This is a genomic window from Mesorhizobium sp. CNPSo 4684, from assembly GCF_057784315.1.
The window spans coordinates 202,649-226,222 of the sequence record NZ_JBWLUX010000015.1 but is presented as its reverse complement, the minus strand read 5'-3'; the positions used below and the strand labels follow the sequence as shown (position 1 = coordinate 226,222).

The 23,574-nt window shown below is 63.3% G+C and carries 22 protein-coding genes and 1 riboswitch; of the genes, 9 read left to right on the top strand and 13 right to left on the bottom strand.

All coding sequences use genetic code 11. The features are described 5' to 3' along the window. Window positions 1-26: 26 nt before the first annotated feature. Together AC04SG_RS16690 and AC04SG_RS16685 are read right to left on the bottom strand one after the other, a co-directional pair. Window positions 27-2,039, bottom strand: a complete 2,013-nt coding sequence (locus AC04SG_RS16690; RefSeq protein WP_488551920.1) for an acetyl-CoA carboxylase biotin carboxylase subunit — start codon at window positions 2,037-2,039, stop codon at window positions 27-29. Between the two features lie 103 nt (window positions 2,040-2,142). Continuing rightward, window positions 2,143-2,577, bottom strand: a complete 435-nt coding sequence (locus AC04SG_RS16685) for an ion channel (protein WP_488551919.1) — start codon at window positions 2,575-2,577, stop codon at window positions 2,143-2,145. A 147-nt stretch (window positions 2,578-2,724) separates the two neighbouring features. Between AC04SG_RS16685 and AC04SG_RS16680 the strand changes: the two genes are divergently transcribed. The 6 genes from AC04SG_RS16680 (at window position 2,725) to AC04SG_RS16655 (ending at window position 7,524) form a co-directional block, all read left to right on the top strand. Beyond that, window positions 2,725-3,852: an S-(hydroxymethyl)glutathione dehydrogenase/class III alcohol dehydrogenase gene (locus AC04SG_RS16680; protein ID WP_203279409.1), complete on the top strand. Its 1,128-nt coding sequence runs from the start codon at window positions 2,725-2,727 to the stop codon at window positions 3,850-3,852. A 65-nt stretch (window positions 3,853-3,917) separates the two neighbouring features. After that, window positions 3,918-4,487: an S-(hydroxymethyl)glutathione synthase gene (gfa, locus tag AC04SG_RS16675; protein ID WP_488551918.1), complete on the top strand. Its 570-nt coding sequence runs from the start codon at window positions 3,918-3,920 to the stop codon at window positions 4,485-4,487. Between the two features lie 65 nt (window positions 4,488-4,552). Continuing rightward, window positions 4,553-5,020, top strand: coding sequence for a YaiI/YqxD family protein (locus AC04SG_RS16670; RefSeq protein WP_488551917.1), 468 nt, complete (start codon window positions 4,553-4,555; stop codon window positions 5,018-5,020). Between the two features lie 21 nt (window positions 5,021-5,041). Beyond that, the gene (locus AC04SG_RS16665; RefSeq protein ID WP_488551916.1) at window positions 5,042-5,722 is read left to right on the top strand and encodes a DUF1345 domain-containing protein; all 681 of its coding nucleotides are present in this window, start codon (window positions 5,042-5,044) and stop codon (window positions 5,720-5,722) included. A 142-nt stretch (window positions 5,723-5,864) separates the two neighbouring features. Further along, on the top strand, window positions 5,865-6,731 hold the full coding sequence (locus tag AC04SG_RS16660; RefSeq protein WP_488551915.1) for a cytochrome b/b6 domain-containing protein: 867 nt from the start codon (window positions 5,865-5,867) through the stop codon (window positions 6,729-6,731). 1 nt (window position 6,732) lies between these two features. Continuing rightward, a complete protein-coding gene (locus AC04SG_RS16655) occupies window positions 6,733-7,524 on the top strand; it encodes a molybdopterin-binding protein (protein ID WP_488551914.1) in 792 nt (263 codons plus the stop codon). A 12-nt stretch (window positions 7,525-7,536) separates the two neighbouring features. Here the strand turns inward: AC04SG_RS16655 and AC04SG_RS16650 are convergent, their stop codons facing one another. Next, window positions 7,537-8,538, bottom strand: coding sequence for a hypothetical protein (locus tag AC04SG_RS16650; protein WP_488551913.1), 1,002 nt, complete (start codon window positions 8,536-8,538; stop codon window positions 7,537-7,539). Window positions 8,539-8,713: 175 nt separating this feature from the next. Beyond that, window positions 8,714-8,800: riboswitch (glycine riboswitch) on the top strand. A 149-nt stretch (window positions 8,801-8,949) separates the two neighbouring features. On the opposite strand from AC04SG_RS16650, the gene gcvT reads away from it, so the two are divergent. Genes gcvT through gcvP form a run of 3 tightly spaced genes read left to right on the top strand, consistent with a single transcriptional unit; the run spans window position 8,950 to window position 13,253 of the window. Beyond that, on the top strand, window positions 8,950-10,050 hold the full coding sequence (gene gcvT, locus AC04SG_RS16645; protein ID WP_488551912.1) for a glycine cleavage system aminomethyltransferase GcvT: 1,101 nt from the start codon (window positions 8,950-8,952) through the stop codon (window positions 10,048-10,050). Between the two features lie 5 nt (window positions 10,051-10,055). Continuing rightward, window positions 10,056-10,424: a glycine cleavage system protein GcvH gene (gene gcvH, locus AC04SG_RS16640; RefSeq protein WP_112564620.1), complete on the top strand. Its 369-nt coding sequence runs from the start codon at window positions 10,056-10,058 to the stop codon at window positions 10,422-10,424. An 18-nt stretch (window positions 10,425-10,442) separates the two neighbouring features. Further along, window positions 10,443-13,253: an aminomethyl-transferring glycine dehydrogenase gene (gene gcvP, locus AC04SG_RS16635; protein WP_488551911.1), complete on the top strand. Its 2,811-nt coding sequence runs from the start codon at window positions 10,443-10,445 to the stop codon at window positions 13,251-13,253. A gap of 86 nt (window positions 13,254-13,339) precedes the next feature. On the opposite strand, the gene AC04SG_RS16630 is transcribed toward gcvP, so the two are convergent. The 10 genes from AC04SG_RS16630 to cpaB all read right to left on the bottom strand — a co-directional run bounded on the left by AC04SG_RS16630 (window position 13,340) and on the right by cpaB (window position 23,530). Further along, a complete protein-coding gene (locus AC04SG_RS16630) occupies window positions 13,340-14,512 on the bottom strand; it encodes a GGDEF domain-containing protein (protein WP_488551910.1) in 1,173 nt (390 codons plus the stop codon). A gap of 161 nt (window positions 14,513-14,673) precedes the next feature. Continuing rightward, a complete protein-coding gene (locus tag AC04SG_RS16625) occupies window positions 14,674-15,120 on the bottom strand; it encodes a hypothetical protein (protein ID WP_477308386.1) in 447 nt (148 codons plus the stop codon). Between the two features lie 186 nt (window positions 15,121-15,306). Next, window positions 15,307-16,128, bottom strand: coding sequence for a PA3715 family protein (locus AC04SG_RS16620; protein WP_488551909.1), 822 nt, complete (start codon window positions 16,126-16,128; stop codon window positions 15,307-15,309). 132 nt (window positions 16,129-16,260) lie between these two features. Further along, on the bottom strand, window positions 16,261-17,226 hold the full coding sequence (locus AC04SG_RS16615) for a type II secretion system F family protein (protein ID WP_488551908.1): 966 nt from the start codon (window positions 17,224-17,226) through the stop codon (window positions 16,261-16,263). Window position 17,227: 1 nt separating this feature from the next. Next, the gene (locus tag AC04SG_RS16610; protein WP_488551907.1) at window positions 17,228-18,193 is read right to left on the bottom strand and encodes a type II secretion system F family protein; all 966 of its coding nucleotides are present in this window, start codon (window positions 18,191-18,193) and stop codon (window positions 17,228-17,230) included. 4 nt (window positions 18,194-18,197) lie between these two features. Beyond that, window positions 18,198-19,619, bottom strand: a complete 1,422-nt coding sequence (locus tag AC04SG_RS16605; protein WP_192258762.1) for a TadA family conjugal transfer-associated ATPase — start codon at window positions 19,617-19,619, stop codon at window positions 18,198-18,200. Then, entirely contained in the window at window positions 19,616-20,830 is a 1,215-nt protein-coding gene (locus AC04SG_RS16600) for a CpaE/TadZ family protein (RefSeq protein ID WP_488551906.1), read from the bottom strand. Before AC04SG_RS16600 ends, AC04SG_RS16605 begins: the two co-directional genes overlap by 4 nt. 44 nt (window positions 20,831-20,874) lie before the next feature. Further along, window positions 20,875-21,141 (bottom strand): hypothetical protein, encoded by a 267-nt coding sequence (locus AC04SG_RS16595; protein ID WP_488551905.1) that lies wholly within the window; start codon window positions 21,139-21,141, stop codon window positions 20,875-20,877. Between the two features lie 4 nt (window positions 21,142-21,145). Beyond that, window positions 21,146-22,546, bottom strand: coding sequence for a type II and III secretion system protein family protein (locus AC04SG_RS16590; protein ID WP_488551904.1), 1,401 nt, complete (start codon window positions 22,544-22,546; stop codon window positions 21,146-21,148). 78 nt (window positions 22,547-22,624) lie between these two features. Then, window positions 22,625-23,530, bottom strand: coding sequence for a Flp pilus assembly protein CpaB (cpaB, locus tag AC04SG_RS16585; RefSeq protein WP_488551903.1), 906 nt, complete (start codon window positions 23,528-23,530; stop codon window positions 22,625-22,627). Window positions 23,531-23,574: the final 44 nt, after the last annotated feature.

Sequence of the window (23,574 nt, the reverse complement as noted above, 5' to 3'; positions counted from 1 at the left end):
CCGCCGACCACAGCATTCCAGCCTGCTTAGACGAATTCCATGATCACTGCGTCCACAGCCAGGCTGTCGCCCGGCTTGGCGTTGAGTTTGGCGACGGTCAGATCACGGTCGGCGCGCAGCACGTTTTCCATCTTCATCGCTTCGACAACTGCTAGTGTCTCGCCGGCCTTGACCTCCTGCCCCTCCGCAACCGCGATTGACACAACCAGCCCCGGCATCGGGCAAAGCAGCATTTTCGACGTGTCCGGCGCCACCTTTTCCGGCATCAGCCGTTCCAACTCCGCTATGCGCGGCAGCATGGCGCGTGCGTTCACCGACATGCCTTTCCAGGCGATGCGCAAGCCGTTCGGCAGCGGCCTGATCTGCGCCGTAACCTTGCGGGCGCCGACATGACCGCGCCAGATCAGATCGCCCGGCCGCCAGTCGGAAGTCACCGTCAGCGGCTTGCCACCATTGACCGACAGGTCGATTTCCATCGGGACGGAGACCATGCCTTCCAGGACCGAGGCGGAAAGATAATCCTCGCCGATCTTCACCACCCAGTCGCGTTTGAGCACACCCGAATGCGGCGCCAGCCGTCCGCCCAGCCGGTCGAGCCTGTCGCGGCGCAGAAGCTCGACCGCGGTGGCAATTGCCGCCAGCACTGCTTTTTCGTCAGCGTTGGCTACGATCGGCGCGAAGCCGTCAGGATATTCCTCCGCGATGAAAGCGGTCGATATCCGCCCTTCGCGCCAGCGCGGATGCTGCATGAGCGCCGACAGGAACGGGATGTTGTGCTCGATGCCGTCGACGACGAAACTGTCCAGCGCTTCCGACATGGCATCGATTGCCTCGATACGCGTCGGCGCCCAGGTGCAGAGCTTTGCCACCATCGGGTCATAGAACATCGAAATCTCGGAGCCCTCGGTGACGCCGGTGTCGTTGCGGATGACGACATCGCCTGATTTGCCCTCCTCCGGCGGCCGATAGCGCGTCAACCGGCCGATCGACGGCAGGAAGTTGCGATAGGGATCCTCGGCATAGAGCCGGCTTTCCACCGCCCAGCCGTTCAGCTTGACGTCGCTCTGCTTGATCGCGAGCTTCTCGCCGGCGGCAACGCGGATCATCTGCTCGACCAGATCGATGCCGGTCACGAGCTCCGTCACCGGATGCTCGACCTGCAATCGTGTATTCATTTCAAGGAAATAGAAGTTCTTTTCAGCATCGACGATGAACTCGACGGTGCCGGCGCTCTGATAGTCGACCGCCTTGGCGAGAGCCACGGCCTGCTCGCCCATCGCCTTTCTGGTTTTGGCATCGAGGAAAGGCGACGGCGCCTCTTCCGCCACCTTCTGATTACGGCGCTGGATCGAGCATTCGCGCTCGCCGAGGTAGAGCGCGGTACCATACGCATCGGCCAACACCTGGATTTCGATATGGCGCGGATCGACGACGAATTTCTCGATGAAGACACGGTCGTCGCCGAACGAGCTTTTGGCTTCCGAACGCGCCCGGTCGAAGCCGTCGCGCACTTCCGACTGGCTCCAGGCGATGCGCATGCCCTTGCCGCCGCCGCCGGCCGAGGCCTTGATCATCACGGGATAGCCGATCTCGCCGGCGATCTTTTCGGCATGGTCGGTATTTTCGATGACGCCAAGCCAGCCGGGTACCGTCGAAACCTTGGCCGCATTGGCGAACTTCTTCGATTCGATCTTGTCGCCCATCGCCTTGATCGCTTTGGGTTTCGGACCGATGAAGACAATGCCCTCGGCCTCTAGCGCTTCGCAGAAGGCGGCCCGCTCCGACAGGAAGCCGTAGCCGGGATGCACGGCCTGCGCGCCTGTTTCCTTGCAGGCAGCGATGATTTTTTCAGGCAGGAGGTAGCTTTGCGCGGCGGGCGACGGCCCGATATGCACGGCTTCGTCGGCCATTTCGACATGCACGGCGTCTCGATCGGCGTCGGAGTAGACTGCAACCGTGGCGATGCCCATCTTGCGCGCCGTCTTGATGACGCGGCAAGCGATCTCGCCGCGATTGGCGATCAGGATTTTCGTGAACATGCAGACGTCGTTCCTCCGGCGAAGCCGTCCTGTTCTATGGACTAACCGGTTGTGGCTCAAGTGGCGGCATACGCATGGCAAAAGCATGCTCCAAGGCGCCGTTTCAAAAATGCTTGTCGCGCTCGAACGGACCGAAGCGAATGCCTGATGTGACGAGATAGGCGGCCGACCAGCCCATGATCAGGAAGCCGGTGATGCCTTCCATCGCCGCCAGCAGCCGCCACTTGGCCAGCGGCGCCACATCGGTGAAGCCGATCGTGGCGAAGGCCGATGTAGAGAAATAGAAGGCAGTGTCGAACTCTGCGAACGCGCCGACGGCCACCATTCCGGTGGCCCAAAGCGCCAGTTCGACGCAGACAAGCGCGAACATGCCGAGCGCCAGCACCACCAGCGCAACCACCTTTTCCGCGTGGCTGCCGTTCAGCAACGGATGGGCCAGCAGATAGGTGATAAGCTGCGTGAGCATGATCAGCCCGGCAGCATGGACCAGAAATGTCAGCACATCGAAGAGTGCCGCAAGCAGCAGATTGGCAAGCATAACCGACCCTTTCCCGACCCGGTCAGCTTATTGGCCGATGGTGTGCTATCTGCGTCAAGAAAGCGGGCATTTTGCCTCATCTGGCAGTTGCTGGAGCGGCCAAAACCTGAAACCTTGGAGCCAAAATCGCATGGGAGGAATTGTCCGATGAAAACTCGCGCCGCAGTCGCTGTCGCCGCCGGAAAGCCGCTGGAGATCATGGAGGTCGACCTCGACGGACCGCGCGAGGGCGAGGTGCTGGTCGAGATCAAGGCGACCGGTATTTGCCATACTGATGAGTTCACTCTCTCGGGCGCCGATCCGGAAGGCCTGTTCCCTGCGATCCTCGGCCACGAGGGCGCCGGTGTCGTCGTCGACGTTGGCAAGGGCGTGACGTCGGTCAAGAAGGGCGACCATGTCATCCCGCTCTATACGCCGGAATGCCGCCAGTGCCCGTCCTGCCTGTCGCGCAAGACCAATCTGTGCACCGCCATCCGCGCCACGCAGGGCCAGGGCCTGATGCCGGACGGCTCGTCGCGCTTCTCGGTCGGCAAGGACAAGATCTTCCACTATATGGGCTGCTCGACCTTCTCGAACTTCACCGTGCTGCCCGAGATCGCGGTCGCCAAGGTCAATCCGGACGCTCCCTTCGACAAGATCTGCTACATCGGCTGCGGCGTCACCACCGGCATCGGCGCCGTCATCAACACGGCCAAGGTCGAGCAAGGCGCAACCGCCGTCGTCTTCGGCCTCGGCGGCATCGGCTTGAACGTCATCCAGGGCCTGAAGCTGGCCGGCGCCGACATGATCATCGGTGTCGATCTCAACAACGACAAGAAAGCCTGGGGCGAGCGCTTCGGCATGACGCATTTCGTCAATCCGAAGGAGGTCGACGGCGACATCGTCCCTCACCTCGTCAACATGACCAAGCGCGGCGCCGACCAGATCGGCGGCGCCGACTACACGTTCGACTGCACCGGCAACACCAAGGTGATGCGCCAGGCGCTGGAAGCCTCGCATCGCGGCTGGGGCAAGTCGGTCATCATCGGCGTCGCCGGCGCCGGCCAGGAGATTTCGACCAGACCCTTCCAATTGGTCACCGGCCGCACCTGGATGGGCACCGCCTTCGGCGGCGCGCGCGGCCGCACCGACGTGCCGAAGATCGTCGACTGGTACATGGACGGCAAGATCCAGATCGACCCGATGATCACCCATTTGCTGAAGCTGGAAGACATCAACAAGGGCTTCGACCTGATGCACGAAGGCAAGTCGATCCGGAGCGTCGTCGTTTACTGAGGAGAAAAGCCGCCGACCGAAGGCCAGCGACTGAAGTTGCACGGGTTCAACAAGGGAGGAAGAAAATGCCTGAAAAACTGCATCCGAAAATCGACAATGGCTTGCCCAAGGAAAGCGCGAGCTTTACCGGCGGCACGCTGGTCTGCGCCTGCACCAGCAAGCCGGTGAAGGTAAAGGTCAAGGGCCAGATCGCCCATAACCACGCCTGCGGCTGCACGAAGTGCTGGAAACCAGAAGGCGCGGTGTTCTCGGTCGTGGCGGTCGCCGGCACCGGCGACGTCACCGTCACCGAGAACGGCGACAAGCTGAAGGTGGTCGATCCCTCAGCGCTCATCCAGCGCCATGCCTGCACCGGCTGTGGCGTCCACATGCATGGCCCAGTCGAGCGCGATCACCCGTTCAAGGGCCTGACCTTCATCCATCCGGAGCGTTTCGAGGAGGACGGCTGGTCACCGCCAGGCTTCACCGCTTTCGTGTCGTCGATCATCGAATCCGGTGTCGACCCCAAGCGGATGGACGGCATCCGCGGCCAGCTGAGGTCGATCGGGCTCGAGCCTTATGACTGCCTCAACCCCGGTCTGATGGACTATATCGCCACCTGGACGGCGAAGAAGTCGGGCGCGCTGCCGGCCTGACAAAAACGAGATTTCTGGCATGGGGCCGGGTAATATGCCGGCCCCATGTTCGTTTTGGAGAGACAATGCCCGCACCCGCCATCTACGTCGACGCCGACGCCTGCCCGGTGAAGGCCGAGGTCGAAAAGGTCGCCGAGCGCCATGGCGTCGTCGTCACTTACGTCTCCAATGGCGGGCTTCGCCCCTCGCGCGATCCGATGATCCGCAACGTCGTCGTTTCCAAGGGTGCTGACGCCGCCGACGACTGGATTGTCGACAACGCGAAATCCAACGACATCGTGATCACCGCCGACATTCCGCTTGCCGCCCGCGCGGTGGCGCTGGGCGCCCATGTGCTTGGGCCAACCGGTCGCCCTTTCACGCCCGAAACCATCGGCATGGCGGTGGCGATGCGCGATTTAAAGCAGCATTTGCGCGAGACCGGCGAGAGCAAAGGCTACAATGCCAGCTTTGCGCCGCAGGACCGCTCGCGCTTCCTGGGCGAACTCGACCGTATCTTGCGGCTCGCGCTGAAATCCGTCACACCGGAATAAAACGGCGCCCGAGGCCGGACCATGGCAACAGACATCCCCATCACGAACCCGCTGCACCGGCACAAGCAATTCCTGGTGTCGGCATGCGTCGGTCTGCCGGCATTGGTTATCGCGCTGATCGCGGGCTTGCCGCTTGCCTATTCCGTCTCGATCGCTGCCGACGCCTTCTTCGTCGTCTTCATCGCACTCGTCCTCGCCAAGATGCCGCTGCTGTCCGGTCGCTATCTCAGCAAGAATGCGCGCGAGGTCGACCTGCCGGTGCTGGGCATCTTTGCCATTACGCTGGGTGTCGTCAGCATCGCCATCGTCCTTTTGTTCCAGCTGATCAACCACAAGGACCGCGACCCCTTCGAGCTTGGCATCGCGATGTTGTCGATCCCGCTTGGCTGGTTCACCATCCACTCCCTGGCGGCGCTTCACTATGCTCATGTCTACTGGATGGACGGCGACGCAATCGATGCCGAAACCAAGAAGAAGATGCCGGTCGGCGGCCTCGATTTTCCCGGCAGCAAACGGCCGGATGGCTGGGACTTTCTCTATTTCGCGACGGTGATCGGCATGACCGCGCAGACCGCCGACACGGCGATCACGACCTCACACATGCGCCGCGTCGTGCTTGTCCATTCGATCCTGTCGTTCTTCTTCAACACCGTCATCGTCGCTGCCGTCGTCAATCTCGCCGTCAGCCTCGGCAACCCATAGCAATCCGTCCCCGTATCAAAAACGTGCTCGTAATAAAAACGTGATCGCATGAAACATCGCTTTCGATAGGGACGTATTGGGAGGAGAACGACAAGCGCGAGATCGCGCAGCCAGGAGACCAGGAAACATGGAATCCGTTGCCATGACCCAGCCCAGCATCGCGGCTGACGCCACTACGCCGAAGGAGACGACACTGATCTACCGGCAATCGCGCTGGACGCGTCTGACGCACTGGCTGTGGGCGATTTCGCTATTCTTCATGCTGTTGTCCGGTCTGCAGATCTTCAACGCCCGCCCGCAGCTCTACATCGGCAAGCAATCCGGCTTCGAATACAACAACACTGTCTTTGCCATCGGCGCCGAAAACACCACGACCGGTCCGCGCGGCTATACCGAGATCTTCGGCCATCGCTTCGACACCACCGGCGTGCTCGGCTGGTCGGGACCGGCCGGCCAGGAGACCTCGCGCGCCTTCCCGTCCTGGGCGACGATCCCGTCCTACTACGACCTCGGCACCGCCCGCGTCGTGCATTTCTTCTTTGCCTGGATACTGACTACCACCCTGGTCGTCTGGCTGGTCGCCAGCCTGGTCAATGGCCACCTGCGCCGTGATCTGGCTCCGCGCCTGGACGACCTCAAGCGCTTGCCGCAGGACATTATCGACCACGCCAAGCTCAGGTTTCACCACACCCGTGAATACAACACGCTGCAGAAAATGGCTTATGGCGGCGTGCTGTTCGTGCTGTTGCCGCTGATGATCATCACCGGTCTTGCCATGTCGCCGAGCATGAACTCGGTGCTGCCCTGGCTCAACGAGGTGCTCGGCGGCCGGCAGACGGCGCGCACCATCCATTTCACGGTGATGGTGCTGCTGGTCGGGTTTTTCATCATCCACATGCTGATGATCCTTGCTGCCGGCCCGATCAACGAACTGCGCTCGATCATCACCGGCTGGTACCGCACCGATCCTCCCACGCATGACGACAAATCCGCCGAGAGGAGCCTCTGACATGGCCAAATTCCAGATCAGCCGCCGCAAATTCCTGACCGGTGCCAGCCTCGGTGTTTCCGGCATCATGCTGTCGGGCTGCGATGCCTTTGATAGCCAGCTCGGCATGGGCGACGGCCTGCGCAGCTTCCTCGAAAACGCCAATGGCCTGACCTATCGCGCGCAGCGCCTGCTGGCCGGTCGCGACGCGCTGGCGCCGGAATTTTCCGAGGCCGACATCCGCCAGCCGCAGCGGCCGAATGGCGTGACCGCGCCCGACGACGACACCTACAAAGGCCTGCTCGCCAACAATTTCGCCGATTGGCGGCTGGAAGTGACGGGCCTGGTCGAAAAGCCGCTGTCGCTCAGCCGCGAGCAGCTGCAGAACATGCCGAGCCGCACCCAGATCACCCGGCATGACTGCGTCGAAGGCTGGAGCTGCATCGCCAAATGGACCGGAACGCCGCTGTCGCTGGTGCTGGATCAGGCTGTCGTCAAGCCTGAGGCGCGCTACGTCATGTTCCACTGCCTCGACACGATCGACCGCAGCCTCTCCGGCGAGATCAAATATTACGGCAGCATCGACCTGATCGACGGCCGCCACCCGCAGACGATCCTCGCCTATGGCCTCAACGGCAAGCCGCTGCCGGTCGAAAACGGCGCGCCGCTGCGCGTGCGCGTCGAGCGCCAGCTCGGCTACAAGATGCCGAAATACCTCTACAAAATAGAACTCGTAGACAGTTTTGCCGCTGTCGGCGGCGGCCGCGGCGGCTATTGGGAAGACAATGGCTACGACTGGTATGGCGGCATTTGAGCGAGCCTGAGTTCACCCGACCTTGTCCAGCAGTGGCTTGAGCGCCGGATGGATCTCCGGCGAGGCGTGCTTGATCAGCGTCAGCAGCGCGCGTTCATTGTCATGCAGCGGGCGGTCGGCGCCGATGCGCTCGGCCAGCCATTTCGCCTCGCTGGCGTCGATCGTCTCGGCGCGGCGGGCGAGCGCCTCGGCGGCCCGGTTCTTCGATTCCCACTCGGCCTCTATGTCGCCTGGCGAACGATAGGCCTCCATGATGCCGGCAAGGCCGCCCGACACCATGCGGCTGAAGAAGCCGCTAACCTCCGGCTCGGCCTGCTCGAAAAAGGCATCGCGGCGCAAGGCAGCCTCGCGCGTCGGCGCCTCGTAGCCGGCCGAACACATGACGAAATTGGCGAGCGCCTTGACGAACAGTTCGTTCCAGGACGGATCATTGTCGCCCGCCGCAGTCTGCTCGTTGATCCTGAACAGCACCTCGGCCTCAGTGCGCGTGATGGCGATGTTACCGTCGCCGCCATAGGCATAGAGGATGCGGCGCAACAGATCGACTTCGGCCTTGGCGACCAGTCCGGGAACCAGGGCGCCGCCGAGCATCAGCGGTCCCTTGCCGTCGACTACCGCATTGGCGACCTGCTCCAGCGCATAGGCGGACAGCCGGCCGGGCGATGATTTCGCCTTTTCCAGCACATGCACCAGCAGCTCCAGCTCAGTGAGACTGTCGACCATGCCGTCACGCGAGATCGTCCTGATGAGCCAGTCGGCATTGTCCTCGGAAATGTAGCCCGCCGGCTTTTCCTGGTGGACGATATAATCCGTGACGGCCTCGACGAAGAATTCAGGCCATTCCGGGGATTTGTCCCTGGCCGTGGCGTCAAGCGCGAACAGCGCCTCGGCCTCACCACGGCTCACCACGCCATCGGCGAACACTTCGCGGCGCAACATGACGACGTCTTCCGCCATGATGCGGTCTTTAGAGGCCAGCCCCGCCACCGGTGCGCTCCCGATCCGTTCGCCCATCTGTCAGTCCCCGTCCGTCGTGCTAACCCAACTACCGGCCAAACTATCAGCAGTGTCTTGAAAAACCGGCAAACGGCGTGGTTAGCGAAGACTTGTCAGGAAGATGTCGCTGCCAGGTGACAACGTGTCGCCGACAAGCTATGGATGGCGCGTCGAGGGCTCAGGGTCTGAGTCCTACCTGTTTGCGGGAGAGAGCAGCGCGAGCTGCCGCCGAAGGGGAAATCGCCCGAAATCTCTCAGGCAAAAGAACCGTAGACGGGAAAGACACTCTGGAAAGTCGGGGCTTGCCCCCGCGCCGAAGGTGTAAGCGTCGCCGACAGAGTTCCGGTTGCGCGAGTCTCTCAGGCTTCAGACAGAGGGGCACGGACTGGTCGCCAGCAGCGGCCGATTGCGTGCGACTCTGGAGATGACATGACGGGCGACGATACCAAACACCTTCCCCTCGAGGACCTGCACACCGCCGCCGGCGCGCGCTTTGGCGCCTTTGCCGGCTGGTCGATGCCGCTGACCTATCCGGCCGGCGTGATGAAGGAGCACCTCCACACCCGCGAACATGCCGGCCTGTTCGACATTTCGCATATGAAGCTGTTCGAAGTCAGCGGCCCCGGCGCCGGCGCCCTGCTCAACCGCGCCTGCCCGCTCGATGCCGGCGCGCTCGACATTTCGCAGTCCAAATACACCTTTTTCCTCAATGAGGCCGCCGGGATCATCGACGACCTGATCGTCACCCGGCTCGGCGATACCAGGTTCATGGTGGTCGCCAATGCCGGCAATGCTGCCGAGGACGAGAAGCATTTGCGCGCGCTGGCGGCGGATTTCGATGTGAAGGTCGAGGCGCTTGACCGCGTCTTTCTCGCCATCCAGGGACCCGAAGCCTGGGCTGCCTTGTCCCGTGCCGGCATCGAGACCGGCTCGCTGCTGTTCATGCACGGCATCGAGCCGAAGCAGAACTGGTTCATGAGCCGCTCCGGCTATACCGGCGAGGACGGATTCGAGATCGGCCTGCCGGAAGCGGATGCGCGGGCTTTGGTTGCGAAATTGCTTGAGGACGAGCGCGTGTTGTGGATCGGCCTAGCCGCACGCGACTCGCTGCGGCTGGAGGCCGGGCTGTGCCTGCATGGCCAGGACATCACGCCGGAAATCGACCCCGCTGGCGCCGGCCTGATGTGGGCGATTCCCAAGGATCTCCGTGCCAGCGGATCCTTCATCGGCGCCGACGCCTTGCGGGCGATCCTGGAGCGTGGCGCGGCGCAAAAGCGCGTCGGCCTGAAGCCGGACGGCCGCCAACCGGTGCGCGCCGGTGCTGCCCTGTTCGACGCCGACGGCAATCCGGCCGGCCATGTCACCTCAGGCGGCTTCGGCCCTTCGGTCGGCCACCCTGTCGCCATGGGCTACGTCCCGACAGCTCTGGCCAAGCCCGGCACGAAACTGTTCGCCGACGTTCGCGGGACGAAAATCTCGATCGATATCAGTTCCTTGCCCTTCACTCCTCATCGCTACCGCAAAGGATAATCCCGATGGCAAAAACCTATTTCACACAAGATCACGAATGGCTGAGCGTCGAGGGCGGCATCGCCACCGTCGGGATCACCGACTATGCGCAGGAACAGCTTGGCGATCTGGTCTTCGTCGAACTGCCTCAAATCGGCACGAAGCTGAGCAAGGGCGATACGGCCGTGGTTGTCGAATCCGTCAAGGCGGCCTCCGACGTCTATGCGCCGGTCGATGGCGAGATCACCGACGCCAATGGCGCACTGTCCTCGGACCCGTCGCTGGTCAACTCGGCGGCGACCGGCGACGGCTGGCTGTGGAAGATGAAGCTTGCCGACGAAGGCCAGCTCGCCGGCCTCATGGATGACGCCGCCTACAAAGCCCATATCGGCTGATAACAGGACTTAAAAACGATGAGCGCAGCACTTACCCCCTTCTCGGCCCGCCATATCGGCCCTGATGTCAATGATGTCAGAGCCATGCTTGCCGTGATCGGCGTTCCCTCCGTCGAGACGCTGATCAGCCAGGCCGTGCCGCAGTCGATCCGCCTCGACCTGCCGCTGACCCTGCCCGCACCGGCGAGCGAAGCCGAAGCATTGGCCGAATTGTCGGCGACCATGGCGAAGAACACGGTGCTGAAGAGCTTCATCGGCGCCGGCTATCACGGCGTCCATGTGCCGCCGGTCATCCAGCGCAACCTGTTCGAGAACCCGGCCTGGTACACCGCCTATACGCCCTACCAGGCCGAGATCAGCCAGGGCCGCCTGGAAATGCTGTTCAATTTCCAGACCCTGGTCACCGAACTAACCGGGCTGCCCGTGGCCTCGGCCTCGCTGCTCGATGAGGCGACGGCGGTGGCTGAAGCCGTCGGCATCGCCTTGCGCCATCATCGCGACAAGCGCACCAAGGTGGCGCTGGCCGGTACGCCACACCCGCAGACGCTGGACGTCGTGCGTACCCGCGCCGAGCCGCTCGGCATCGAGATCGACGGCGAGACCATCGACGACAACACAGCCGCTCTGCTCGTCTCCTGGCCGGACACATTTGGTGTCTATGGCGACCACAAGGCGGCGATCGACAAGGCCCGCGCCACCGGTGCGGTCGTCGTCTTCATCGCCGATCCGCTCGCGCTCACGCTGACCGATGCCCCGGCCAAGCTCGGCGCCGACATCGCCGTCGGCCCGATGCAGCGCTTTGGCGTGCCGATGGGCTTTGGCGGCCCGCACGCCGCCTATTGCGCCGTCTCCGACAAACTGACCCGGCTGATGCCTGGCCGCCTCGTCGGCCAGTCCACCGACAGCAAAGGCCGCCCGGGCTATCGTCTTGCCCTGCAGACACGCGAACAGCATATCCGCCGCGACAAGGCGACCTCCAACATCTGCACCGCGCAGGCGCTGCTTGCCAACATGGCGACGGCCTATGCGATCTGGCATGGCCCCGCCGGACTGCAGGCGATTGCAGCGCGCATCCATGAGCTCGCCAATCGCCTCGCGGCAGGCCTGAAGGCATCAGGCGTTTCGGTGCTCGGCTTACGCCGTTTCGACACAGTGACGGCCGACGTGAAAGGCAAGGCTGCTTCGATTGCGGCTGCCGCTGAAAAGGGTGGCCGGCTGCTGCGCATCATCGATGCCGACCGCATCAGCATCGCCTTCGACGAAACCTCGACCGAAGCCGATCTCGAGGCGATCGCCGCCCTGTTCGGCACCAAGCCAGGCACCGCCGAAGCCGGCGCAATGCCCGGCAAGCCGCGCGGCAAGGAGTTTTTGACCCAGCCGGTCTTCCGCGAGAACCACTCCGAGACCGACATGATGCGCTTGCTGCGCCGGCTGGCCGACAAGGATCTGGCGCTCGACCGCACCATGATCCCGCTGGGCTCCTGCACCATGAAGCTCAACGCCGCGGCCGAAATGATGCCGGTGAGCTGGCCGAGCGTCGCCAATCTGCATCCCTTCGCGCCGGCCAGCCATTCGCAGGGGTATCGCGCCATGGTCGGCGAACTGGAGGGATGGCTGTCGGAGATTACCGGCTTCGATGCTGTCAGCCTGCAGCCCAATGCCGGCAGCCAGGGCGAATATGCCGGCCTGCTTGCCATCCGCGCCTATCACCGCGCGCGCGGCGAGGGCCATCGCACCATCTGCCTGATCCCCTCCTCCGCGCATGGCACCAATCCGGCGAGTGCGGCCATGGCCGGCATGAGCGTCGTCGTCGTGCGTTGCCTTGAGGACGGCAATATCGACATGGACGATATGCGGGCCAAGGCCAACGAGCATTCGAAGAATCTCGCAGCGCTGATGTTCACCTATCCTTCGACGCACGGCGTCTACGAAGAAGGCGCGCGCCACCTCTGCGCCCTGATCCATGAGCATGGCGGCCAGGTCTATTTCGACGGCGCCAACCTCAATGCGCTGGTCGCCCTGGCGCGGCCCGCCGACATCGGGGCCGATGTCTGCCATATGAACCTGCACAAGACCTTCTGCATTCCGCATGGCGGCGGCGGTCCGGGCGTCGGTCCGATCGGCGTCAGGGCGCATCTCAAGCCCTATCTGCCGGGTCATGTCACCGAAGGCTCGGCGCATGCCGTGTCGGCCGCACCGTTCGGCAGCGCTTCCATCCTGCCGATCACCTGGATGTACATCCGCATGATGGGCGCCGGCGGGCTGAAGCAGGCGACGGAGACGGCGATCATCTCGGCCAACTATGTGGCGACGCGGCTCGCGCCGTACTTCCCGCTTCTCTATAAGGGCAGGCACGATCGCATCGCGCATGAATGCATCCTCGACACCCGCGTGCTCAAGGAAAGCGCCGGCATCAGTGTCGACGACATCGCCAAGCGCCTGATCGACTACGGTTTTCACGCGCCGACCATGTCGTTCCCGGTCGCCGGCACGCTGATGGTCGAGCCAACCGAGTCCGAGCCCAAGCGCGAGCTCGACCGGTTCTGCGAGGCGATGATCGCCATCGCCGGCGAGGCCGCCAAGGTGGCGAAGGGAGAATGGCCGCTTGAGGACAACCCGCTGGTCAACGCGCCGCACACGGCGGCCGAGACGCTTGCCGGCCAGTGGACCCATCCTTATTCGCGGCTGGAAGCGGCCTACCCTGCCGGCGACGCCGATACATCAGCCAAGTACTGGCCGCCGGTGTCGCGCATCGACAATGTCGCCGGCGACCGCAACCTCGTCTGCTCCTGCCCGCCGCTGTCGGAATATCTCGGCGCCGCCGAGTAGAGGCTACAAGCAGGGAAAATGCGACGCGGTTTTCCCGGGAAAAGCGCGCAGCGCTTTCCCTTGGGAATTGCGGAAAAGCAAATGGATCAAGCAGAACGCAAGGCCGGCCCGTCGGCCTTGTTCGTCTTGTCCAGGATCAGCACGCGGTTTCGCCCGGCGTGCTTGGCCGCGTAGAGCGCCTTGTCGGCCTCGGCCAGCACCTCGTCGAGGCTGCTGCCGCCCTCCGCGCCGAAGCCGATGCCGCCGCTGACGCTGCTGCGCAGCGGACCGCGCGGCGTCGGCACTACGTCCGTACCGAAGGCGACGCCGATCTTGCTGGCGAGATCGTAGGCCTTGTCCTCGGTCATCCGCGACATGACCAGCGCGAACTCCTCGCCGCCCAGCCGGAAGGCATCGACGCCGGCCCTGTCATACTTCTTGATGATTGCGGCGAAGCGGCACAGCACCCGGTCGCCGACCGGATGGCCATAGACATCGTTGGTCCGCTTGAAATGATCGAGGTCGAACATGGCGACCGACATGAACGGACCGAAGACGCGCTCGCCATAGAGTGAATTCAAAGCCCGCCGGTTCATCAGGCCGGTCAGCGGGTCGGTCAAGGTCTCGGCCTTCAACTCGATCTGCGCCTGCAAATGGTGCAGCGACAGCGTCAGCGCGCCGAGCGCCGTCATGCAGGCGACCGCGACGACCGAATTCAGCCGCTCGGCCCAATTGTCGGGCGCGACGCCAAGCACCCACTGGCCCTTGACCAGAAGCACCGCACCGCAGAGCCCGAAGGACAGCCCGCAGACACCGCTCAGAGCTGAGACGACCAGAAGAATGCCGCGATCATGACCGCCGCCCTTGGTCCAGAACATCACCCCGATCGAGGCGAGCAGCACCGTTACCGTCGTATAGGTGAGGATGAAACCGACACCGTCGAAACCGAGATAGGTCACGCCGGCGCAGATCGCCATCGCAAGCAGGGTCGGCAGGACGGCTCGACTGTGGTCGCGCACACCGAGATACTGCATGGCCGAAAGCGAGAGGGCCAGGAACCCGAGGCTGAGAAGTGCTAATGCCGTCTGGCAAAGCCAAGGGTTGGGCTCCCTTGTGTAGCGCCAGAACACGATGACATGGGCGACAAGGACCAGAATGCCGCACGCCACCGTTAGCACAAAGCGCGCACGCGGCGCCGTGAACCAGATCGCAAACATGGTAACGCTGAGGCATGTGCCCGACAGCGCAGCCGCCAGCAGGAGCGAACTGAAATCCAGCATGGGTGAACGACAGCCTTCAGGGATCGTCGGTTGCACCGCATCATAGGCGAGCGGCCGCTTCGAGATACCGTTTTTGACCGGGCTTGCAGTGCAAATTTCCGACAGGGTTTACAAACCGTCGATAGATCGCGGCAGATACCGCAAACGACGGTTGCGAAGCCTCACCCCTTGTTGAGCAGCGCCAGATTGGCGTTGACCACGGTCGGGTCGGCCATGCCGGCCCTTGCTTCCATCAGCAGGGCTCTTGCCTTCTTCTTGTTGCCGCGCAGCAGCTGCGAATAGCCCATATTGTTGACGATCTGCGGCTTGCGCCCGGCAACCTTCAACAGCTGGTCGTAGGCGCGGTCGGCGAAGTCGAAGCGGCCGAGCTCGTCGTAGGACGCGGCCAGCCCCATCCATCCCTCGGCACTGTCGGCCTTCAGCTCCACGGCCTTGCGGAAATGCTGTTCGGCAAGACCGTAATTGGCGTCGCGGAACTGCGCCTTGCCCTGCGCCAGGTCGGACGTGCTGACGTCCTTTGCCGCCGGTTGGATAGATGTGGTCTTGGTCTTGTCGACATTCTCAGTCGTACAACCGCTGACCGCCAAGACGGCCGCTAGCGCGGCCATTGCCGTGAAACTTCTGTGACGCATGCCCCTGCCCCAGTCGCCCGATTTACCGGGTCATTCTCTGGGGATCATGTGTACAGGAGAGCGATTAAGCTTCGGTGCTGAAATGCGCTGAAAATTTGGTTCCCGGCACACCGTCCATTAACCACCAGGCGCAGCCTTCGATCGGCACCGACGCGAGCGGCCTCAAGGTTCCAAGGCGTTGAGCGCCGCCGGAACCGGATAGCGGCTGCCGTCATAACGCAGCCGGTAGGTATGGCCTGTGGACTTGCCGGGATGGGACTGGCACTCCCCGTTCGCATCAGGAAATGGATTATCGGTATCCGATCGCTCGGCCACGTGAATGTCGTGATAGCCGTGATGTATCGCCCGGCCCATGGTCAGCGTCACCTGAGTGGAATGAAACGATCCTGCGCAGTTGGTATCGCCCTCGCCGCCACTGCCTGCCACCATCATGCCAGCGAGCACCACCCGCAGGCCGTTGCCGTCAACCGCATAGAGCCGCAGATCGGTCTCGCTAAAGGGATTCGGCTGCGAATGGTTTGCCATCTCGATGCGCAGGCCGAAGGCGGTGATACCAGGGGCCAGCCCATAGTGGCCGGTGTCGAACTCGATCTCGCGGATTGCGATGGCGTCATCCGTCATCAGATCAGGCTGGAGCAACCGCTGGCGCACCTGCAGGCTGTTCCGGTCGACCACCAGCAACTCGATATCGCCGACGTGTCGGTCGTCGCTGGATTGGGAGCTATCAATCAGTGGCACCGCGACCAGCAACAATTCGTCATGGGCGGGCCAGACCTTGCAGACGAGACCGAACGGCGTATCGCCGTCCCGGAGGGTTTGAGCGATGCTGGTATGGGGCTCGAGTGTGAACGAGGTGCCGTCAGCACTCTTGCGAGCCTTGGGATAGGCCTGTTGCACGAGAGCGGCAGCATCGCCGCAGTCGCCGGCCGCAGCCTGGGCAGGCGACAAGCCGGCCGTGGCAAGGCTGAGGAAGACGGTGCTCAAGATTATTCGCATTGGCTGATCACTCATTTGCTGGTTTTGCCGAAGCAGCCGCACTGGCCGGGCCCCGCGAAATCCAGGCAGGGCTAATTGAAGTGAGTAACCGCAGGAAGTCGCCGGGCGGCTCCGACGTATCTACTGCGCGGCAGTCATTTTGACGATGATCGGAATGACGGCGATCATCAGCACCACCGGCAGGATGCACACCACCACCGGCACCGACATCTTGGCCGGCAAGGCATGTGCCTTTTCCTCCGCCAGCGACATGCGCTTGTGGCGCATTTCGTCGGAGAACACACGCAGCGCCCCGGCGAGGCTGGTGCCGAGTTCCTTGGACTGCTGCAGGAGCGTGGCGAAGGAGCGCACCTCGTCAAGGCTGAGGCGGTCGGCGAGCGCCTTCAGGGCATCGTCGAGGCTGCGGCCGGCCCTCAGTTCCAGCGACACCAACTGCAGGTTCTGGCTGAGCGACGGATAGGTCTTGGCCAGTTCCTTCGAGACGCGCTCGATGCCGGCTTCCATGCTCATGCCGGCATCCGAGCAGACGATCATCAAATCCATGAAGTCGGGAAAGCCGTTGCGGTATTCGCGCATTTTTTCCCGCACCTTCTGGCTGAGCACCAGGCCGGGCACGAAATAACCGGCGGCTCCCGACAGGATGATGAAGGTCCAGCGGCTGGTCGCGGTGGAATCGGCGCTCGCCATCCACTGATTGACCAGGAACGCGCCGATCGCCGCGCCCACGAGGCAGGCGAAGCGGATCAGGAAGAACGTGCCGACCGCGCGCGGCTCCATATAGCCCGCCTGGATCAGCTTCATGCGCAGCCGGGCGACATTTTCCGGATCGCTCTTGGCGTAGAATTCCTGCGCCCGCTTCACCGCCTTCTCGCGCACGACGCTCTGGCTCTTCTTCGGCGCCGCCTCGACCTGTTCGGGAGCCTTCTTGTCGTCGACCTTGAGCCGGCGCTTGAGATCGTTGCGGTCGCCTTTGGCTAACACCAGCGGCCATGCCACCGCGCCGCCGCCCAATGCCAGGAGCAGCGCAGCCACCGGCATCATCGAGGTCGGCGCCAGCGAGGCGAGGAACTGGATCACCTGTTCCATCTCAGAACCGGAAGTTCGACATCTTGAACATGATGATGTTGCCCAGCATCAGCCATGACACCGAGCCGCCCAGCAGGTACCAGGTCTTCGGCACATCCCAGACCTGGCTGTAAAATTGCGGCATCAGCACCATGATGGCGGCGAACAGCAGCGCGGGCACCGCAGTCAGGATATAGGCCGACATGCGGCCTTCCGTCGAAATGGCGCGCACCTTGCGGCGCAGCTTGCCGCGCTCGCGGATCGTCGTTGACAGCCCGTCGAGGATCTCGCGCAGATTGCCGCCAGAACTCGTCTGGATCGACACCGCCGTGACGAACAGCGGCAGATCCTCCTGGCCGACCCGGTCGAACAGTGAGTTCAACGCCGAGACCAGGTCGGAACCATAGGTCACCTCGTCGGAGATAACGCCGAACTCTGTGCCGATCGGATCAGGCATCTCGCGCGACACCATGGAGATCGCCACCGGGACCGGATGCCCGGCTTTAAGGCCGCGCGTGATCAACTCCAGCGCTTCCGGCAGTTGCACGCCGAACCGCTTGACCCGGCGGCTGCGTTTGCTACGCAGCACCAGCACCGGCAGCAGTGGCGCGAGCATCACAAACAGCAAGATGGCGAGCAGCAGCGGCAGACCGTACCAGAGCGCGGTGAGCATCATCGCCAGCGCCACGCACGTTGTGATCATCAGGAATTTCGGCAACGGCATCACCATGCCCGACTGCGTACGCAAGGCGCGAAAACGATCGGGCGAGAACAGTGAGGTGCCGGCGTCCAGGCCGCGCTCCTTGCGCAGCTGGATCAGCACCTGTTCCTGGCTGATCTTGTTTTCCTGCAGCTTCATGCGCCGGTTGATGGCCAGGCGCTTGTCGCTACGGCCGGCATAAAGCAGATAACAGCCTTCGGCGATCATGATGCCGGTCAGCGCTGCCGCGGCATAGACGACATAGATCGGGCTGAAACTCTCGAACACCAGCCTACTCCTGCGGTCGGCCGGGTTCGAAATATTTACCGGGGAATTCGATGCCCATATTGCGCAGATCCTCAAGAAAGCGCGGGCGAATGCCGGTCGCCTCGTAGTGACCGAGGATGGTGCCGTCGGCTTCCATGCCAGTGCGCACGAAGCGGAATATCTCCTGCATCTGGATGACGTCGCCTTCCATGCCGGTCACCTCGGCGACGCTGGTCACCTTGCGCTTGCCGTCGGAGAGGCGCGTCAGCTGGACGATAAGGTCGAGCGCGCTGGCGATCTGGCTGCGGATCGACTGCACCGTCATGGGCATGCCTGTCATGCCCAGCATCTGCTCGAGGCGTGAAATGGCGTCGCGCGGCGTGTTGGCGTGGATGGTCGCCATCGAACCTTCATGGCCCGTGTTCATCGCCTGCAGCATGTCGAAGGCCTCCTCGCCGCGGCACTCGCCGAGGATGACGCGGTCGGGGCGCATGCGCAGCGCGTTCTTGACCAGGTCGCGCTGCTTCAGCTCGCCATGACCTTCAATGTTGGCGGGGCGCGTTTCCATGCGCGCGACATGCGGCTGCTGCAGTTGTAGTTCGGCCGCGTCCTCGATGGTGATCAGCCGCTCGTCTTCCGGAATGAAGGCCGACAGCGCGTTGAGCATCGTCGTCTTGCCGGTGCCGGTGCCGCCCGAGATGATGGTGGTCTTGCGGGCATGCACGGCGGCGGCCAGCACCTCGGCCATGTTCTGGGTGATGGCGCCGAACTCGACCAGTTTGTGCAGGCCGAGCTTGTTCTTGGAAAACTTGCGGATCGACACCAGTGGCCCGTCGACGCCCACCGGCCGGATGGCGGCGTTGAAGCGCGAGCCGTCGAGCATGCGGGCGTCAACCATCGGCTGCGATTCGTCGACCCGGCGGCCGACGGCGGCGACGATCTTGTTGATGATGCGCAACAGGTGCGCCTCATCCTTGAACGGGATGTGGACCTGCTGCAGCTTGCCGCGTTTTTCGACAAAGCAGTTCTGGTGGCCGTTGATCAGGATGTCGTTGATGTCGGGGTCCTTGAGTAGCGGCTCCAGCGGACCGAGGCCGACCATCTCGTCGACGATGTCGTCGACCAGCGACTCGAGCTCGACGGTGTTGATCGCCATCCGCTCCTGGCGGGTCTTTTCCGATACGAATTCCTGCACCTGCCGGCGCATCTCTTCCTTGGGCAGGCGCTCCAGCGCGACAAGGTTGATTTCCTCGAGCAACAGACGGTGAATGCGCACGCGGGCGTCGAGCACCTTGTTGGCGCTTTTTCCCGGTGTTGTATCCGGCTTCGGCGGTGAGGCCTTGCGGATCGTCGGAATGACCACCGCATGATGCGCGACCGGCGCCGCATCGGCCGGCTTCAGCGGGCGGACGTCACGGTTCTGCAGGGTCGAGAAGCGACTGGTCATCCCGCTTTCCTCTTCAGGAGGCCCCTGCCGATGCCGAACAGCGAGCGTGATTTCTCCGGCGTCGCCACGGCTTCCTCCGGCAGGATGATCTTCTTCAGATCGTTGACGACATTGGCGTTCGGGTCGATCTCGTGCAGCGGCACGCCGCGGTCGACCGCTTCGCGCACCAGCCGGTAATTGTTGGAGATGCCGCCGACGAAATGCTCGCCGAGAATTTCCTGCACATCCGCCTGCTTGATACCGTTGTCGAACATCTTCTGCTCGAACCGGTTGACGATGACATTTGGCTTCACTTCCTTGCCGGCCGTCTCGTAGACCGCCTGGATCAGCCGCTGTGTGTGGCGCAGGCACGGCACCGTCATTTCGGCGACGATGTAGAGCTTGTTGGAGCCGAGCAGCACCGTCTCCGTCCACGGGAACCAGGTGCGCGGCATGTCGATGACGACATTGTCGAAATAGGCCGAGACGAGATCGAGCATGCGCACCACGACATCGGTCTTGAACGAGCGCATTTCCGATGGATGTGTGGGGGCGGCCAGCACGCAGAGCCCGCTGGCATGCTTGGACAGCATCACATCCAGCAGCTGCCGGTCGAGGCGCTCGGGCTGGTTCTCGATTTCGGTGATGTCGAAGCGCGGCTCAAGGTCGAGATATTCGGCGCAGGCGCCCTGCTGGAAATTGAGGTCGACCACGCAGGTCGACGCGCCGCGCGTCACCGAATGATGCAGCTGGAAGGCGGTTTGCAACGCCAGCGTCGTGGTGCCGACGCCGCCGGCGGCCGGCATGAAGGTGTAGATCTGCGACTCGGTGTTTTCCTCGCGTCCCGGCCCTTGCAGCGCGCGAATGACGGAGCGCACCAGGTCTGCGGTGGTGATCGGCTTGACCAGGAAATCGGCGACCTGGAGCTGCACCAGGATGCGCACCGCGGCGGCGTTGAACTCCTGGGTGACGACGACGACCGGAACCCGGCCTTCGAGCCGGCGCATGATGCGCTGCAGCGACTCGATCTCTTCCAGCTTCGCCGCATCCATGTCGACGATGAGCGCGCCGAAATCGGCTTCCTGGACCTCGCCGCGCAGTTCGGTAATGTTCTTCTCGACGGTCGAAAGCTGGATCACCTCCGAGGCCGCGAATGCGGTGCGCGTATCCTGCACAAAGGTCCGGTCGCTGGACACCAGCAGGATTTTCTTGGTCTTGATGCCGCTTGCCATTTTGTCAGCCTGTCAGGTCATTCCCGGTCAAATCGCCAGGCAAATCAATCGGTTGTCGCTGTTGGTTGCACGGCCTTGGCGGCAGCCGCCTGATCGGCGGCGTTGATCGCCGCGTCACTGCGCTGCGCCGGCACCAGCAGCCTGGTGTTCTGGACGCCGTATGTCCAGGGATCGACCATCTGCATGGCCGTATTGGCAGCTTGCGCGTTGCCGGCGCCGGTCGTCGGCCCCTCGCTGCGGACATAGTCGTCGCTGGTACAGCCGCTGACGAGGCCGGCGAGCAGCAGGGCAATGGATGGTCCCACGCGCATGGCTTCAATCCTTCGGCAGGTCGAGGAAATGCCCGACCGTGGTGACCGGAGCCGGCTGTGCCGTGCTGCCGCTGGCCATTGCCATTGCGCGGTTGGCGTCGGACGCCTTCACTTCTTCGGTGTTGTTGAGGAAATAGTCGACATTGCTTGCCGGCTGCGTGCCGTCGGTCGGCTCGAGCAACTTCTTCGACGGATCGACCGGCTTGACCAGATAGGGGGTGACGATGATCACCAGATCGGTCTCGCGCCGCTGATAGGATTTCGAGGAGAACAGCGGGCCGAGCACCGGCAGCTTGCCGAGGCCGGGAAGGCGCGACGTGGTGATGTCGTTCTGCGATTGCAGCAGACCGGCGATCATGAAGCTCTGGCCGTTCTTCAGGTCGACCGACGTCCTGGCGCGGCGCACGATGAAGCCCGGCACCGAAATCTCACCGATATTGTAGGAGGCCGAGGCATCGATCGAAGACACTTCCGGCGCGATGTCGAGGCTGACCAGCCCGTCCTTCAGCACGGTTGGCGTGAAATCCAGGCTGACGCCGTATTTCTTGTAGCTGACGGAGATCTTGCCATTGTCCTCGGAAACCGGGATCGGGAACTCGCCGCCCGCGAGGAAGCTCGCCGTCTGCCCCGAACGGGCGATCAGGTTCGGCTCGGCCAACCGCCTGGCAAGGCCGCGCTCCTCCAGCGCCTTGATGGCAACGTCGATCGACAGGCCGTTCGACAGCAGCCGGCCGATGATCTCGCCATTGCCCGCCGCCGGCAACGAGCCCGGCTCGATGGTGACGTCTCGCCCGCCAAGTCCGTAAGCGAAATTGGCGCTGTATTTGGCGCCGAGATCCTGTCCGGCCTGGCGGTTGATCTCGACGAAGCGGACGTTGAGCTGAACCTGCTGCGAGGACGAGATGTTGACCGAATTGATCACTTCCTCATTGCCGGAGAAGCGGCTGGCGATCTTGCTCGCCTTCTCGGCGGCGACCGCGTCGTCCGCCTCGCCCGACAGCACGACGCGGCCATTGGCCGAGCCGACCTTGATCTTGGCGTCCGGCACGCTGGCGCGGATGGTGCTGGCCAGCTGGTCGGTGTCCAACGTCACCTCGATGTCGATGGTGCCGACCAGCTGCTTGTTCTCGTCGAACAGCGCGACGCCGGTGGTGCCGAGATTGTTGCCCAGCACATAGAAGGATTTGTCGGTCAGCGGATTGACGTTGGCGATCTCCGGATCGCCGATGACGATCTGGTAGAAGGCGGCATTGGTCATGATCGTCTTCGGCTTGCCCTTGGCCACCTTGATCGACGCATTCTTGGTCGACGACACGTAGACGATGTCGTTGTCGGCCCTGGCCGGCGCGCTGAGGCCGAGCATTGCGGCCGCGGCGAGGCAAGCCGCCATCGCAAGCGCCCGCATTGGGCGCAGCCCTTTCGTCATCCGATATGCATGAAGTCCCGACATCTGTCCCGTCCCTCGCCCGGTCCCCACCGGCAGTTATGGCTGGTCCCGCGCAGGAACCTGGTATTCCTCGACCTGCGTGCCGCGCGTCACGATGATCGTCTTGAATTTCGGCTTCTCAGGCTCCTTGGTCGCGGCCGTGAACAGCGCGCCGGCAGCAGCCTGGACGCCGGACGCGACCGACCCGCCGAAGGATGAGATGGTGGTGACGCCGTCCTTTGCGGCACCGCCGTCGGCGGAGGAGCGGAGCGACAGCGACAAGGTGCCGACGGTGCGGGCAAGCGCCACTTTCTGCGCGCCGTCCGTTGTTACCTCGATGGTTACGGAATTGGCGATCTGCGGCGTGGTCTGGCGCTCGTCGGCGCCCTGGCCGACGGTCAGCACCCTGGCGTCGGAGACGACGATTTCGGAGGTAACGGTCGAACCGGCCGCGCCTTGCGCATTCTTGGCCACTTCCTGGATTTCGCCGGCATCGCGTGTCAGCACCACGTCGACGCGGTCGCCCGGCATCACGAAGCCCCCGACCCCGGCGATCTCGTCGGTGCGGATGGTCACCGCCCGCATGCCGGGCGTCATCATGTTGGACAGCGTCGCGCGGCCGTTCGGCCCCGACAGCTTGCTGAGCAGCACCGGCTCGTTGATCTCGATCGGCGACAGCACAACACGGCTGCCTTCGGCAAGCAATGCGTTGATGGTGGTGAAGGCGCCCTGCGGCACGGACTCTTCCGACCATGGGATTTCACTGAGCTGTGCGCGGTCGAGTTCCATGCCGTAACGCAGCGGTGTGTTGGCCACCACAATGGTCTTGAACTCAACTTTTGGGGTCACGGGCGCCGGGATCGCCGCCGTCTTTTCCTCGGCATCGGTCCTGGCCTGGCTCTTGACCCAGAAATCCGCGGCAAAGATCGAGATCGCGCCGAAGACGGCGGCGATTCCGATCATAGTTATGGCCTTGCCCCTCACAACTAACCCCTGACACCCTGATG

Bases quoted from the DNA above. Each gene is read 5' to 3' on its own strand.
- gcvP (WP_488551911.1), top strand. From the start codon at position 10,443: ATGAGCGCAGCACTTACCCCCTTCTCGGCCCGCCATATCGGCCCTGAT.
- gcvT (WP_488551912.1), top strand. From the start codon at position 8,950: ATGACGGGCGACGATACCAAACACCTTCCCCTCGAGGACCTGCACACC.
- gfa (WP_488551918.1), top strand. From the start codon at position 3,918: ATGCCTGAAAAACTGCATCCGAAAATCGACAATGGCTTGCCCAAGGAA.
- AC04SG_RS16630 (WP_488551910.1), bottom strand. From the start codon at position 14,512: ATGCTGGATTTCAGTTCGCTCCTGCTGGCGGCTGCGCTGTCGGGCACA.
- AC04SG_RS16615 (WP_488551908.1), bottom strand. From the start codon at position 17,226: ATGGAACAGGTGATCCAGTTCCTCGCCTCGCTGGCGCCGACCTCGATG.
- AC04SG_RS16625 (WP_477308386.1), bottom strand. From the start codon at position 15,120: ATGGCCGCGCTAGCGGCCGTCTTGGCGGTCAGCGGTTGTACGACTGAG.
- AC04SG_RS16660 (WP_488551915.1), top strand. From the start codon at position 5,865: ATGACCCAGCCCAGCATCGCGGCTGACGCCACTACGCCGAAGGAGACG.
- AC04SG_RS16590 (WP_488551904.1), bottom strand. From the start codon at position 22,546: ATGCGGGCGCTTGCGATGGCGGCTTGCCTCGCCGCGGCCGCAATGCTC.
- AC04SG_RS16605 (WP_192258762.1), bottom strand. From the start codon at position 19,619: ATGACCAGTCGCTTCTCGACCCTGCAGAACCGTGACGTCCGCCCGCTG.
- AC04SG_RS16655 (WP_488551914.1), top strand. From the start codon at position 6,733: ATGGCCAAATTCCAGATCAGCCGCCGCAAATTCCTGACCGGTGCCAGC.
- AC04SG_RS16665 (WP_488551916.1), top strand. From the start codon at position 5,042: ATGGCAACAGACATCCCCATCACGAACCCGCTGCACCGGCACAAGCAA.
- cpaB (WP_488551903.1), bottom strand. From the start codon at position 23,530: ATGATCGGAATCGCCGCCGTCTTCGGCGCGATCTCGATCTTTGCCGCG.
- AC04SG_RS16670 (WP_488551917.1), top strand. From the start codon at position 4,553: ATGCCCGCACCCGCCATCTACGTCGACGCCGACGCCTGCCCGGTGAAG.
- AC04SG_RS16690 (WP_488551920.1), bottom strand. From the start codon at position 2,039: ATGTTCACGAAAATCCTGATCGCCAATCGCGGCGAGATCGCTTGCCGC.
- AC04SG_RS16685 (WP_488551919.1), bottom strand. From the start codon at position 2,577: ATGCTTGCCAATCTGCTGCTTGCGGCACTCTTCGATGTGCTGACATTT.
- AC04SG_RS16680 (WP_203279409.1), top strand. From the start codon at position 2,725: ATGAAAACTCGCGCCGCAGTCGCTGTCGCCGCCGGAAAGCCGCTGGAG.
- AC04SG_RS16650 (WP_488551913.1), bottom strand. From the start codon at position 8,538: ATGGGCGAACGGATCGGGAGCGCACCGGTGGCGGGGCTGGCCTCTAAA.
- AC04SG_RS16600 (WP_488551906.1), bottom strand. From the start codon at position 20,830: ATGGCAAGCGGCATCAAGACCAAGAAAATCCTGCTGGTGTCCAGCGAC.
- AC04SG_RS16595 (WP_488551905.1), bottom strand. From the start codon at position 21,141: ATGCGCGTGGGACCATCCATTGCCCTGCTGCTCGCCGGCCTCGTCAGC.
- gcvH (WP_112564620.1), top strand. From the start codon at position 10,056: ATGGCAAAAACCTATTTCACACAAGATCACGAATGGCTGAGCGTCGAG.